16 protein-coding genes are annotated in these 13,131 nt (G+C 61.1%); 9 read left to right on the top strand and 7 right to left on the bottom strand.

Annotation, left to right across the window (positions count from 1 at the left end):
- The first annotated feature begins 31 nt into the window (after window positions 1-31).
- From ACA051_RS07920 to ACA051_RS07935, 4 genes are all read left to right on the top strand, one after another.
- Window positions 32-685: a class I SAM-dependent methyltransferase gene (locus tag ACA051_RS07920; RefSeq protein WP_497308987.1), complete on the top strand. Its 654-nt coding sequence runs from the start codon at window positions 32-34 to the stop codon at window positions 683-685.
- A gap of 123 nt (window positions 686-808) precedes the next feature.
- Complete coding sequence (rnd, locus tag ACA051_RS07925) at window positions 809-1,942, top strand: ribonuclease D (protein WP_497308989.1); 1,134 nt, start codon at window positions 809-811, stop codon at window positions 1,940-1,942.
- On the top strand, window positions 1,939-2,232 hold the full coding sequence (locus ACA051_RS07930) for a YcgL domain-containing protein (protein ID WP_007898694.1): 294 nt from the start codon (window positions 1,939-1,941) through the stop codon (window positions 2,230-2,232). The genes rnd and ACA051_RS07930 overlap by 4 nt, the downstream gene beginning before the upstream one ends.
- Before the next feature lie 120 nt (window positions 2,233-2,352).
- Window positions 2,353-3,285, top strand: a complete 933-nt coding sequence (locus tag ACA051_RS07935) for a D-2-hydroxyacid dehydrogenase (protein WP_497374297.1) — start codon at window positions 2,353-2,355, stop codon at window positions 3,283-3,285.
- 140 nt (window positions 3,286-3,425) lie between these two features.
- Here the strand turns inward: ACA051_RS07935 and ACA051_RS07940 are convergent, their stop codons facing one another.
- Window positions 3,426-4,019 carry a nitroreductase family protein gene (locus ACA051_RS07940; protein WP_497308993.1) on the bottom strand — a complete coding sequence of 198 codons (594 nt, stop codon included), beginning with the start codon at window positions 4,017-4,019 and terminating at the stop codon, window positions 3,426-3,428.
- Between the two features lie 278 nt (window positions 4,020-4,297).
- Between ACA051_RS07940 and ACA051_RS07945 the strand changes: the two genes are divergently transcribed.
- Window positions 4,298-4,747 carry a YcgN family cysteine cluster protein gene (locus tag ACA051_RS07945; protein WP_497297889.1) on the top strand — a complete coding sequence of 150 codons (450 nt, stop codon included), beginning with the start codon at window positions 4,298-4,300 and terminating at the stop codon, window positions 4,745-4,747.
- 123 nt (window positions 4,748-4,870) lie between these two features.
- Window positions 4,871-6,100, top strand: a complete 1,230-nt coding sequence (locus tag ACA051_RS07950) for a hypothetical protein (protein WP_497374299.1) — start codon at window positions 4,871-4,873, stop codon at window positions 6,098-6,100.
- 113 nt (window positions 6,101-6,213) lie between these two features.
- Here ACA051_RS07950 and ACA051_RS07955 read toward each other — a convergent pair whose 3' ends face one another.
- The 4 genes from ACA051_RS07955 to ACA051_RS07970 all read right to left on the bottom strand — a co-directional run bounded on the left by ACA051_RS07955 (window position 6,214) and on the right by ACA051_RS07970 (window position 8,467).
- Window positions 6,214-6,591, bottom strand: a complete 378-nt coding sequence (locus ACA051_RS07955) for a YgaP family membrane protein (protein WP_094468629.1) — start codon at window positions 6,589-6,591, stop codon at window positions 6,214-6,216.
- A gap of 92 nt (window positions 6,592-6,683) precedes the next feature.
- A complete protein-coding gene (locus ACA051_RS07960; RefSeq protein ID WP_008153126.1) occupies window positions 6,684-7,154 on the bottom strand; it encodes an RNA methyltransferase in 471 nt (156 codons plus the stop codon).
- A 206-nt stretch (window positions 7,155-7,360) separates the two neighbouring features.
- Complete coding sequence (locus ACA051_RS07965) at window positions 7,361-7,732, bottom strand: YajD family HNH nuclease (RefSeq protein ID WP_010462132.1); 372 nt, start codon at window positions 7,730-7,732, stop codon at window positions 7,361-7,363.
- 48 nt (window positions 7,733-7,780) lie between these two features.
- Window positions 7,781-8,467 carry a spermidine synthase gene (locus ACA051_RS07970; RefSeq protein WP_140665871.1) on the bottom strand — a complete coding sequence of 229 codons (687 nt, stop codon included), beginning with the start codon at window positions 8,465-8,467 and terminating at the stop codon, window positions 7,781-7,783.
- Window positions 8,468-8,547: 80 nt separating this feature from the next.
- Between ACA051_RS07970 and ACA051_RS07975 the strand changes: the two genes are divergently transcribed.
- Window positions 8,548-8,838, top strand: a complete 291-nt coding sequence (locus ACA051_RS07975) for a hypothetical protein (RefSeq protein ID WP_497308997.1) — start codon at window positions 8,548-8,550, stop codon at window positions 8,836-8,838.
- On the opposite strand, the gene ACA051_RS07980 is transcribed toward ACA051_RS07975, so the two are convergent.
- Together ACA051_RS07980 and ACA051_RS07985 are read right to left on the bottom strand one after the other, a co-directional pair.
- A complete protein-coding gene (locus tag ACA051_RS07980; protein ID WP_497308999.1) occupies window positions 8,835-9,308 on the bottom strand; it encodes a cyclic nucleotide-binding domain-containing protein in 474 nt (157 codons plus the stop codon). The genes ACA051_RS07975 and ACA051_RS07980 overlap by 4 nt on opposite strands.
- A 214-nt stretch (window positions 9,309-9,522) precedes the next feature.
- Entirely contained in the window at window positions 9,523-11,577 is a 2,055-nt protein-coding gene (locus tag ACA051_RS07985; protein ID WP_497309001.1) for a S9 family peptidase, read from the bottom strand.
- Between the two features lie 237 nt (window positions 11,578-11,814).
- Here ACA051_RS07985 and ACA051_RS07990 point away from each other — a divergent pair, with 237 nt between their 5' ends.
- Window positions 11,815-12,312 carry an MFS transporter gene (locus ACA051_RS07990; protein WP_497309003.1) on the top strand — a complete coding sequence of 166 codons (498 nt, stop codon included), beginning with the start codon at window positions 11,815-11,817 and terminating at the stop codon, window positions 12,310-12,312.
- Between the two features lie 32 nt (window positions 12,313-12,344).
- A complete protein-coding gene (locus ACA051_RS07995) occupies window positions 12,345-13,121 on the top strand; it encodes a class II glutamine amidotransferase (RefSeq protein WP_497309005.1) in 777 nt (258 codons plus the stop codon).
- Window positions 13,122-13,131 lie beyond the last annotated feature (10 nt).

A 13,131-nucleotide genomic window follows, 5' to 3' on the forward strand; every position in this document is an offset into this window, starting at 1 on the left:
CCGGTACATATTCCGACAAGAGTCATTGCACATGTCCGCGCAGCCCCCTTCCGCCATCGAGCTTGAGTTCGCCCGGCGCTACGATCAGGAACACGCCCGCGTCTGTCTTCAGTCGCGGCCGCGTGGCTTGGTGGGGCGCTTGACGTTCTGGCGCGACGAGCAACTGGTGCGCAACGCGTTAAAGGTCGCCGGTGAGCCGGGCTTGATTCTTGATGTGGCCTGTGGTGCCGGGCGTTTCTGGCCGGTGTTGGCCGAGCATATGAACCGCGTGATCCTCGCGTCCGACCCTTCGCAGGACATGCTCAACCACGCCCAGACTCACCATTCGCCAAGCTTGCTCAAGCGGATCAAGACGTTCCAGAGTTCAGCCTTCACCCTTGGCTTGTCGGCGAACGCGGTCGACAGCATTTTTTGCATGCAACTGTTTCAGCACATCGACAGCCCGGTGCATCGGCTAGCACTGCTGTCGGAGTTCCACCGTGTGAGTCGCGATACGGTGATTTTGGCGGTACGGGTCGATGCCCATTTCAAACTCAGCCAATCGGGCGCTAATGCCCGGCAGCTGGCCGGCAAGGCCGAGGTCGAAGCCGAATTCAGGCTCGCGGGTTTCAGCTTGCTCAGTCACCAGGACTTCCTGCCCGGTTGTGCACGGATGCGGGTCTACGTGCTGCGCAAGGCCAGTTAACCTCCGCTTGTCAGACATTTCTTGCCGTCTGGCAGGTCTTTTCGCTAAAGCTCTTGTTCAGTGGATGCGCGGAAATCGCCGGGGGCGATATATACTGCGCGCCATTCTTCAAGGGAGAGCCGTGTGGCCATCGATATTCACTGGATTCGCGACAACGATAGCCTCGGTCAGTTTTGCGCCGAGTGGCAGCAGCTGCCATTCGTTGCCCTCGACACCGAATTCATGCGGGTCGACACCTTTTACCCGATCGCAGGCCTGCTGCAGATCGGCGATGGCGTACGCGCTTACCTGATTGACCCACTGACCATCGACAACTGGCAGCCGCTGGCCGCGTTGCTGGAAAACCCGGCCGTGGTCAAAGTCGTCCATGCGTGCAGCGAAGACCTCGAAGTGTTGCTGCGTCTGACCGGCAGCCTGCCGGCGCCGCTGTTCGATACGCAACTGGCCGCCGCTTACCTGAACCTCGGTTTCTCGATGGGTTATTCGCGGTTGGTGCAGGAAGTGCTCGGCATCGACCTGCCCAAGGGCGAAACCCGTTCCGACTGGCTGCAACGTCCGCTGTCCGACACCCAAATCAGCTACGCCGCCGAAGATGCCTTGCACCTGGCGGAAGTTTTCGTACAGCTGCGTCCGAAGCTGTCTGACGACAAGTACGCCTGGGTCCTGGAAGACGGCGCCGAGCTGGTAGCCAACCTGCGCCGCGAGATCGATCCCTACGAGGTCTATCGCGAAGCCAAACTGGCCTGGAAGCTCTCCCGCGCCCAACTCGCCGTGTTGCGCGAGCTCTGCGCCTGGCGTGAGCGCGAAGCACGCGCCCGCGACCTGCCGCGCAATCGCATTGTGCGTGAGCACTCCCTGTGGCCATTGGCGCGCACGCAACCGGACAACCTCGGCGCCCTGGCGAAAATCGAAGACATGCACCCGCGTACCGTGCGTCAGGACGGCGAATTTCTGCTTGATCTGATCAAGCGCTCTGGCAGTGTGTCGCCAGATCAATGGCCGCTCGCCGTGCCAGAGCCTTTGCCGGTGGACGCCGCCAACCTGGTCAAACAGCTGCGTGCGATCGGCCAGGCCGAAGCCGAGCGCCTGAACATTGCGCCGGAACTGATGCTGCGCAAGAAAACCCTGGAAGCGCTGCTGAAGAGCGGTTACCCCAACGGTCCTTACCAATTGCCTGATTCGCTGCGTGGCTGGCGCCGCGAATTGATGGGCCAGGCGCTGCTCGACAGCTTGGCCACCGCCGGAGAACAGCCTTGAAACGTATTTGCTCCATCTATCGAAGCCTGAAGAAAAACGAGATGTACCTCTATGTGCTCAAAAGCGATGCACTGGAGCGTGTCCCGGAAAGTTTGATGGCCGCCTTCGGCAAACCTCATCACGCTTTCGACCTGGTGCTGACCCCCGAGCGCAAGCTGTCGCGCGAGGACATCACCGTGGTCCTGGAAAACCTTGAGAAGCAGGGCTACCACCTGCAAATGCCGCCGGCCGAAGACGAATACATCGAACACTTGCCGGAAGAATTGCTGCGACGCAACGACCCGATGTGATCGGCAGACAGGCTCAGTTCAGAGTCTGTGTGAAACACTGGAATGATTTTGGCGATGGCCAGGGCGACGGAGCGAAACTCCGTCGGCGGCCGTTTGCACTGTTTTCGAAAGGTTTGAACCATGCGCGTTCTGATTGCTGAACACGACCACCCCGTGTACGCCCAACTGTTGCGTCAGGCTGCGCCTGATCTGGAAGTGCTGACCAGCGGCGACTCCGCCGAACTGGCCAGCCAGGCGGCCGACTGCCCGATCTGGCTGGGCCAGCCGGACCTGTTGGCGAACCTGTTGCGCCAGGGCCACCAGCCACAATGGCTGCAATCGACATGGGCCGGCATCACGCCGCTGCTGGCCGACGGTTTGCGCCGCGATTATCGGCTGACGCGAGCGGTGGGGATTTTTGGTCAGGTCATGGCCGAATACGTCCTGACCTACATGCTCGGCCACGAGCGCGAAGTGCTGGCGCGGTTGGTCAGCCAGGTCGAGCGCAAGTGGGACAGTCGTCAGGGCCAGAGCCTGGCGGGACGCAAGGTGTTGATCGTCGGCACCGGTGACATCGGTCTGACCGTGGCGCAGTTCCTCGTGCCGTTTGGCGTCGAGTTGTACGGCATCGCCAGCGAAGCCCGCGAGCAGGCGCCGTTTGTTGAAGTCGGCGCGCTGGCGGACTTGCCACGGCTGGTCGGTGAAGTGGATTTCGTCATCAATCTGCTGCCCAACACCCCCAATACCCACGACTTGTACGACGCGGCGCTGTTCAAGCAGTTCAAGCCGACCGGGTTGTTCATCAACGTCGGGCGTGGTGTGGCCGTGGTGGACGCGGACCTGGTCGAAGCCCTGAAAGAAGGGCATCTGGCGGGCGCGGTCATCGACGTTTGCCGTCAGGAGCCGCTGCCGCAGCGTCATCCATTCTGGACCGCCTGGGGCTTGCTGCTGACCGGCCACAGTTCGGCACCGACCTCGCCATCGATGATGGTCAACCTGTTTGTCGAAAACCTGCGGGCGTACGAGGCGGGTGAAGCGTTGCGCGGGGAAGTCGACTTCAACCGCGGCTACTGAACCCACCGCTCACTCGAATAGTGTGCAAAACCTGTGGGAGCGAGCCTGCTCGCGATAGCGGTCTGTCAGTCAATATTTACGGAGACTGATACACCGTCATCGCGAGCAGGCTCGCTCCCACATTGTTTTTGCGGTGTCGCTTAGAGGGTGAAGTTGCCTTCGGCCGCCAGTTCGCTCAGCGGGCGGCGCGGGCTTGGCTCTTCGCGCGCTTGCAGGTAATCGGCCAGCGTCGCTTTATCGCCCAGTTTGCCCACGGCCACCGCCGCGTGCAGTGCGTAACCTTCAGGAATGTTCAGCTCTTTGCGGGTCAGGTCCTGGTCGAAACCGGCCATGCCGTGGGTGTGCCAGCCGCTGATGCTCGCTTGCAGCGCCAAGTGGCCCCAGGCAGAACCGGTGTCGAAGGTGTGCCACAGGGCCGGGGTTTCTTCGGTGGCGCCGGGTACCGCGAAGGTGGTTTTCGAAACCACGATCACCAATGCCGAGGCGTGTTGCGCCCAGCCGCGGTTGAATTCATTCAGCAGGCCCAGAAAACGCTCCCAGTTCGGCGTATCGCGACGCGCGTAGAGAAACCGCCAAGGTTGCGAGTTGTAGGCCGATGGCGCCCAGCGTGCGGCTTCGAAGAAGCTCAGCAAGGTTTCTTCGGGAATGGTTTCGCCGGTGAAGGCGCGGGGCGACCAGCGATCGGTGAACTGAGGGTGGATCGCATAATCGGCAACGCGTGGATTGGCACTCATCAGAGATTCCTTGCTTCGTTTGAAAGTGAGGGTCGGCGAAAACCTGCGGGCGCAGTTGGGCTGAGCGCTAAGGTTTTTCCAGAGCCTGGCAGTTCACCTGAATGCAACGCGGTTGAGCGTTAATGGCATTTGGGCATGGCTCCTTGCGACTGGCAAAGCTACGTGGCGGCGCAAAAACTGACAAGCCCCGTTCTACCGGCAGTCGCCAATGCTTGGCCCGCAAGGGCCTTGGCACTAGACTGGCGGCCTTTTCACCACCTGATGTTGATGCTCGAACCATGGCCGCCAAAGTCGAACCGTTCTGGATACGCAAAACCCTCGATCAACTCGATCCGCAGGAGTGGGAATCGCTGTGCGACGGTTGCGGTCTGTGCTGCCTGCAAAAGCTCGAAGATGAAGAAGACAATTCCGTCTATTACACGCGCATCGCCTGCAAACTGCTGGACCTGAAAACCTGCCAGTGCAGTGATTACCCGAACCGTCGTGACTTTGTGCCGGACTGCATCCAGCTCACGCCGGGCAAGGCCGAAGAGTTCCGCTGGTTGCCGCCGACCTGCGGTTATCGACTGGTCAGTGAAGGCAAGGACTTGCCCCTGTGGCATCACCTGGTGTGCGGTGATCGTGATGCGGTGCACCACGAACGCATTTCCCAGTCCGGGCGCATGCTCGCCGAAGGCAGCGTGGCCGAAGACGATTGGGAAGATCATCTGATTTTCCGCGCGGGTTAATGTGGCGAGGGAGCTTGCTCCCGCCTGAGTGCGCAGCACTCACCAAACAGGCGATAACTACTAAAATCGGGGCCGCTACGCAGCCCGGCGCGAGCAAGCTCGCTCGCCACAACAGGAGTGTCTATGGCTGTGGGATTGCGGCGGGCGTTGGTTGTTGGGCTATGGGCCCTGAGTTCGTCCGTGTGGGCGGCGAAGAAGGTCGATCTGGATTATCACGTGCGCCTGTTGCCGCAAAGCGACCAGGCCGAAGTGCGGCTGACCCTGGCCCAGGGCTCGGCGGTGCGCAGTCTTGATTTCGATCTGGGCGACGGCAGCCACTACAGCGATTTCAAGGCCGACGGCCAATGGCAGCTCACGCCGGGCAAGCAGGCGCGTGGGGTTTGGCGTCCGACCACTGACAAGGCGAGCCTGACCTACCGCGTGCGCATCAGCCATGGACGCAAGAGCGGCAGCTTCGATACGCGCATGACGCCCACCTGGGCGCTGATGCGCGGTGACGATCTCGTGCCACCGGCCAGACTCGATCAGCAGGACGGCATCGAGCTGGTTTCACGCCTTGAATTCGAACTGCCCAGCGGCTGGAAAAGCGTCGAGACCGCCTGGCCGCGCATCGGCAAGAACAAATTCCGCATCGATAACGTCTCTCGACTGTTCGACCGGCCGACGGGCTGGATGCTCGCCGGCCACCTCGGCAGCCGTCGCACACGGCTGGGGGAAACCGAAGTCACCGTCGCCTCGCCCCAAGGCCAGGGCATGCGCCGCATGGACGTGCTGACGCTGCTGACCTTTGTCTGGCCGCAGGTTCAAGCCGTGTTCCCCCGTCATCCCGTCAAATTGCTGATCGTCGGTGCCAACGATCCGATGTGGCGCGGCAGCCTGGCCGCGCACGAATCGATCTATCTGAATACCCGTCTGCCGCTGGTCAGCGAAAGCGGCACCAGCGCGGTGGTGCGTGAATTGGCGCAGGTGTTCGGGCGGATCAACGACAAACAGCGCAGCGACTGGATCAGCGAAGGATTTGCCGAGTATTACGCCATCGAACTGGTGCGCCGCGCCGGCGGTATGAGTGATGAGCGGTATGAGAGTTTGCACCGCAGGTTGGTCAAGGACAGCCAGAAAGTCACCACGTTGCGTGGCGAACAGGTGAACCCGGCGCAGGTCTCGAAAGCGGTGGTGTTGCTACAGGAGCTGGATCGCGAGATCCGTTTGAAAACGCGCAACAAGCGCTCGCTCGATGATGTGTTGCGCGGGGCGATGCATCTGGGGAGTGTGGATACCAAGGAATTTATTCAGCTCGCGCAAAGCGTGATTGGCGAGTCTTCCAAGGTCCTTGATACCGAGTTACTTCAGTAAAACCGCCTTCGCGGGCAAGCCTCGCTCCTACAGGGTTTTGGTGTTATCACGCCATTCCTGTAGGAGCGAGGATTGCCCGCGAAGAGGCCGTCAACCTCACCGCAACATCCAGATCAAACCCCGGTTTTCGGCGACTTCAACGAATCATTGCCCGTCACCGTCGCGGTATGGGTCGCCGCCTCGGCATTCGCCTTCAACTTGCTCAATTCTTCCCCGGCCCGCTCGATCTTCGCCCGAACGTTGTTCATGTCCTGACGGCTTTTCTCCAGCAGGCTTTTCGCCGAGCTGTGCCCGGTAATTCCGCGAGCCAGCGCGACTCCGCCGATGGCCACCTGGATCAACCCGAAAATACCGCCGCGACGCAGGCCCTTGCTCATCATCACCACGCCGCCAGCCAGGGAGCCGACGCGCTCCCAGCCGTGTACGTTCTGTTCGGAATGAGTCTGGAACGGGGTGGATTCAATGCGTTCTACGCGTTTGAGTTCGCTCATGATCTGTCTCCAGGCAGGAATGACTGCTTCAACAATAGATAGTTAAGCTGACTGCCGGGGCGGTCGGCTCGTTCCATCGAATGTGCGGTGATTCAGCGGAATTTTGCCCCGGAGCGGGTGTTGAGACCCTTGGACATGCGGTCGTAGAGCACGACGTTGACGGTGGCTGCCAGGTTCATGCAACCAGTGGTCGGGATGTAGACCACGTCTTCGCACCAGTCGCGAATCTCTTTATCCAGTGAACCGTCTTCCGGACCGAAGATGTACAGGGCGCGGTCCGGGTGGGTGTATTCCGGCAGCGAACGGGCGCCTTCGACCAGTTCCACAGCGACCGGGACGCAGCCCAATGGCAGGATTTTCTTCAAATCGTCGATGCCGATCAGCGGGATGTCGTAGTGGACGCGCTTGGTGTCGGTGACGAAGTCGGCGGCACGTTCGTAACGCTTGCCGGTGTAGAACACGGACGCCACGCCATAGCAGCCGGCGGCGCGCATGACCGAGCCGACGTTTTCCGGTGATTTGGGGTTATACAAACCAATGCAGCTGTACCGTTTGTCTGCCACGAGCGGGGTGCCTTCGGGAAAAAACGGCGATTATACGGGGATTGGGGGAGGGGTGTTCAGTTTGGAGATTGGTGGTGCCTGGGAGATTGTCTTGGCGGGCAAGACTCGCTCCTACAGGTACAGAGCCGATCACAATCTGGTGAACGACATATATCCGTAGGAGCGAGGCTTGCCCGCGAAGAGGCCAGTCCAGCCAATGAAAATCTTCAGTCGTCCTTCTTCATCAACCCCGCCAACGCCGCAAACGGGTTATGCGTCGCCTTGGCAATCTTCGGCGTGCTCAGCGAGCCTTCGTGAAAATACTGCTGGTCGGTATACCGGGAGTGTTCGTTGTCGTGGCAATACAGGCACAACAATTCCCAGTTCGAGCCATCCTGCGGGTTGTTGTCGTGGTTGTGGTCGCGGTGGTGCACGGTCAGTTCGCTCAGGCGCTTGCCGGAGAACTCACGGGCACAGCGGCCGCACACGTGCGGGTACATTTTCAGGGCCTTGTCGCGGTAACCCATTTCCTTGTCGCGCTGGTTGTCGGCGAGGATGCGATCCAGCTTCGAGGTATTGGTCGGCGTTGACGAACTCATGGGTTCACCTTTGTAAAAGACTGATGACGGTTATGACGTGAGTTTAGCTCAGCCCTTGAGCTTCTCGGCAATCCAGATGGTGTGGCGCGTGCCTTTGTTGCCATGGGCGAAGACCTGGACCTCTTCGGCCTTGAAACCGGCCTTCTTCAGTTTTTCGGAAAACTGCTTGTCGGCGCTGGCCGACCACACCGCCAGTACGCCTTTGGGCCGCAGGGCCTTGGCGCAGGCACTCAGGCCCCCGGCGGAGTAGAGCCAGCTGTTGGCCCTTTGGGTCAGGCCTTCGGGGCCGTTGTCGACGTCGAGCATGATCGCGTCGAAGCCTTGCGGCTCGGCTTGCAGGACTTTGGCCACGTCTTCCATGCGAATCACGGTGCGCGGATCGAGTAGCGGATTCCCGGCTTTCTCGCCTAACGGCCCGCGATTCCATTCCACCACGCCAGGCACCAGTTCGGCGACCACCACTTCAGCGGTCTTGCCCAAATGCTTGAGGGCGGAGGCGAGAGTGAAGCCCATGCCGAGGCCGCCGATCAGCACCCGTGAGTTCGGCCGGCCGGCCACCTTGCGGCACGGGATCTCGGCCAGGGCATCTTCGGAACCGTGCATGCGGGTGTTCATCAACTGCCCGCCGTCGCCGCCCTGGATCTTGATGACGAAATCCTCGCCATACTCGAACAGGCACAAGGCGCCGCCGTTTTCAGGGATAGGGGCGGTGTCGAGGAGAACGAAACGTTTCATGGAAATCTCAAATTGGGGGAAGGCAAACAGAGGCAGTTGGGAGTAGCCTGCCAATGACAACAAGGCCAACGGAGCCATTGATGAAGCGCACCATTCTAACGGTCATTGCCTTGGCCGCGCTCTCGATAACTGCAGTGCAGGCCCAGCAGTTGCAACCTCTTCCGATCAGCCCGGCGCCGATGCCCGGTTCGCCCGGCACCGCGACCCCGACGCCCTATCCGCAAATTACCCCCTCCACCGCGCCCAGGACCGGGCCGGGCAGCGGCGGCCCGCCACTGGTGCCGATCGAGATGCCCAGCCCTCCGACCAAGGATCAACCGGTGCCGGGGATTGAGCCGAACAACACGAAAACCAAATCCCCAGGCGGTTAAACCTGCTGCAAGAGCAGTTGCCCGTCGGCCATGCGCAAGCGTTTGGACAGGGCAACGGCGAGGGCGCGGATGATTTTGGCGGCGATTTTCGGCGCGTCGTTGATCATCTTTTCCAGAGAGTCCTTGCCCAGGTTCAGCAGCTGGCAGTTGCTGGCGGCCACGCAACTGGCCGAGCGGCGTTCGCCATCAAGCACAGCCATTTCGCCGAACGAGCGACCGCTGCGCAGGGTAGCCATGGTCACCAACTGCCCGTCGCCGCTGGTCTTCTGCACCGACACTTGGCCGGTGTGGATGATGCACATGAAGCTGCCGGCATCACCCTCATGGAAAATCTCTTCGCCTTCGGGGATGGTGCTGATGCTGAAGTAGCCGGAAGCGGCGGCGAAGTCTGCCGGCAGGAGTTGATCGAACAGGCCGCAGTCCATCAGCCAGTCGCGGATTTCGTTGTTCAGTAAGGTCGGTTCTGACATGTTGGCACGGTCTTTTTTTTGTGTCTGGTCTGTTCCGGGATCTGGCTTCACTACATATCCCTGTGGGAGCGGGCTTGCCCGCGATGACGATGTAACAGCCAACATAAATGTTGAATGTGGAGGCCTCATCGCGGGCAAGCCCGCTCCCACAGGGGAAAGGTGTGACCGAGGCCCGGTGTACAGGTCTTAAGACCGGATCATCGGGCCAAGTTCCTCAGGCAATCCCCAAAACCTTGAAAACAAATGCGTATTCGAGTGCTACGTCACGCAATCCCTGATAACGACCGCTCATCCCGCCATGCCCGGCGCCCAGTTCAGTCTTGAGCAGCAGGGGATTGGTGTCGGTTTTGGTCGCACGCAATTTCGCTACCCACTTCGCGGCTTCCCAGTACTGCACGCGGCTGTCGTTGTAGCCGGCGATCACCAGGGTCGCCGGATAGGCTTGCGCGGTGACGTTTTCGTACGGGGCGTAAGCCTTGATCCGATCATAGACGTCCGGCTCTTCAGGATTGCCCCACTCGTCGTATTCGGTAACGGTCAGAGGCAGGTCCGGGTCGAGCATGGTGTTGAGCACGTCGACGAACGGCACTTCGGCAATGGCCGCGCCAAACAGCTCTGGTCGCTGATTGAGCACCGCGCCGATCAGCAAACCGCCGGCACTGCCGCCGCTGATCGCCAATTGCGCTGAGGTGGTGAAGCCGTTGTCGATCAGGTGTTCGGCACAGGCGATAAAGTCGCTGAAAGTGTTGTGCTTGTGTTCCTGCTTGCCGGCGCGATACCAGGCCTCGCCCAGCTCTCCGCCGCCGCGCACGTGGGCGATGGCAAACGCCACGCCACGATCCAGCAAACTCAGGCGGGCGTGTGAGAACCACGGGTCGAGGCTTTCGCCATACGCGCCGTAGCCGTAGAGATACAGGGGCGTCGGCTGACCGAGAGCTTCGCGTTTGACCACCAGGCTGATCGGCACTTGCGTGCCATCGGGTGCCGTCGCCCACAGGCGCTGGCTGACGTAGGCGTCGGCGTCGAACGCGCCGAGCACCGGGGTTTCCTTGAGCACTTTCTGCTCGCCGCTGTCCAGCTCCAGCTGGCGGATTTGCGCCGGACGGTTCAAGGCTTCGTAACGCAGGCGGATCCGCTCGCTGACAAATTCCAGGCTGTTCTGCACATGCAGGCTGTACGCCGCATCCGGCAGTTGCACGCGGTAGCTCGGCAGGTCCTGCGGGTGGACTTCAATGACCGGCAGACCGCCGACCCGCAGGCTCAAAGTCATCGCGCCGACGTTCAGGCTCATGCCCTCGATCATCGTGCTGTCGCTGTGGGGGATCAGGTTCTGCCAGTCGGCCTCGGTGGGCGCAACACCGGCATCCACGGCGGTGTACAGGGCAAAGTTGATGCCGTCGCGGTTGGTGCGGATGAACCAGGCCCATTCACCGTTCAGCGTGCCGTGGTCGACGTCGTATTCATGGTCTTCAACCCGTGGGGCCAGGCAGGTAAAGGCCTGCTGCGGCTGCGAGGCGTCGAGGGCCCAGACTTCGCTGGTGGTCTTGCTGCCCAGGGACAGCAGCAATTGCTGCTCGGAGCTGGAGCGATAGCAATGCAGGAAGAATCGGCCGTCCGGCTCGTTGAACACTTCTTCGGCCGCCGTGCCGTCCAGTCGATAGCGCAGCAGTTTGTGCGGACGGTGGGTGTCGTCCAGTTCGCCGAAAAACAGCGTCAGGCTGTCATTGGCCCAGGTCATGCTGCCGTCGCAGTCCTGAAATTCCAGTTCGCTGACACGGCCGTTGGACAATTCCTTCACGAACAGCGTGTAAATCTCATCGCCTGTGGAGTCGATGCTGTAGGCCAGGCGCTGGTGGTCCGGGCTGATGCTGAATGCACCCAGGGAAAAGAAGCCGCCGTTGGCCAGTTCGTTTGGGTCCAGCAGCAGCTGTTCCTGGCTTTCGTCGAGTTGCAGGCTGTCATCCGCCGGACGCGGGCAGCGATAGTGGCGGGCGTATTCGTCACCGGCGGTGGTGCGCGTGTAATACAGGTACGGGCCCCAGGGGGAGGGCAGCGACAGGTCGGTTTCGAGAATCCGGCCCTTGATCTCTTCGAACAGGGTTTCTCGCAGCGCGGCCTGATCGACGGTTTGTGCCTCTTGATAGCTGTTTTCAGCCTTGAGGTAGTCGAGCACCGCGTCGGTGTCGCGCTCCTGCAGCCAGGCATACGGGTCTGAACCTTCAGCCTTGTGGGCAATCGGGGCGCTGGTGACGTTGGCGGATAAGGGCATGAATGGCTCTCGGACGTTGTACGGAATAGGGCGCGCGCGTGTCTTGATGCCGCTGCAAATCCCTGTGGGAGCGGGCTTGCTCGCGAAGAGGCCAGCACATTCAACATCTGTGTTGGCTGACACACCGCATTCACGAGCAAGCCCGCTCCCACAGGAGTCAGGCGTAGCGGCCAGGCATTGGAGCAAGCCTGACGGGCGAAAAGTCGTTACTATAAGCGCCTCTTTGCCTGCCTTGCCATGGACACCATGACCGAGAACGACTATCTGATCGCCTGGGGCCTCTACGCCTTTGCCGCTTTAGGCTGCCTGTTGGTGTGGATGCGCATCACCCGCTGGATGTGGCGTTGGTTGCGCGAACCGCTGCGGCTGCTGGTTGCGGTGCTGCTGTTCAGCCCGACCATCATCGACCCGGTGAAGGAAAAAGTGGCCCCGGCCATCGCCATCACTGCGCTCGATCTGCTGTTCAAGGTGGGCAACAACGCCTGGCGGGCGGTTTCCGACCTGTTCATGTACGGCATGATCGCCTTCGGCATTTACCTGGTGTTCGTGGCGATCCGGTTCCCTATTGAACGGGCTTCCAACGCTCGCAAGGAACAGGCCGCCGCCGCCAAGGCCGCGGCCCGGGCCGACGATCCTGACGACGATCTTCCGTTCGGCGGTGCCGGCGATGATCGTTACGGTCGTCCGCCAGTGCCGAGCAACCCTCAGCGATTGCGGGTCGAACCGCGTTTGTAACCTTGCCCCTGCCTTCCATCGAGAGTCCGAGCATGTGTGAGTTATTGGGCATGAGCGCCAATGTGCCGACCGATATCGTGTTCAGCTTTACCGGGCTGATGCAGCGCGGCGGCCGCACCGGGCCGCACCGTGACGGTTGGGGCATTGCCTTCTACGAGGGGCGCGGCCTGCGGCTGTTTCAGGACCCGGCGGCCAGCAGCGAGTCGGAAGTGGCGAACCTGGTGCAGCGCTATCCGATCAAAAGCGAAGTGGTGATCGGGCACATTCGCCAGGCCAACGTGGGCAAGGTCTGCTTGTCCAACACGCACCCTTTCGTGCGTGAACTGTGGGGCCGCAACTGGTGTTTCGCCCACAACGGCCAGTTGGCGGATTTTCAGCCGATCAAAAGCTTTTACCGTCCCGTCGGTGACACCGACAGCGAAGCGGCATTCTGCGATTTGCTCAACCGTGTGCGCGCAGCCTTTCCCGAACCGGTAGAAATCGAAGAACTGCTGCCGGAACTGGTGGCCGCTTGCGCCGAATACCGCAGCAAAGGCGTGTTCAATTGCCTGCTGAGCGACGGCGACTGGCTGTTCTGTTATTGCTCGACCAAGTTGGCCCAGATCACGCGGCGCGCGCCATTCGGCCCGGCGCGGTTGAAGGATGTCGATGTGATCGTCGATTTCCAGGCCGAAACCACGCCCAACGATGTGGTCACGGTGATCGCCACTGAACCTTTGACCGAAAACGAAACCTGGACCCGCTACGAACCGGGCCAATGGAGCCTCTGGCGACGCGGCGAATGCGTCAGCCAGGGCAAGACCGAATAAGGATCTCACC

It is taken from the genome of Pseudomonas sp. LBUM1669, assembly GCF_059695705.1.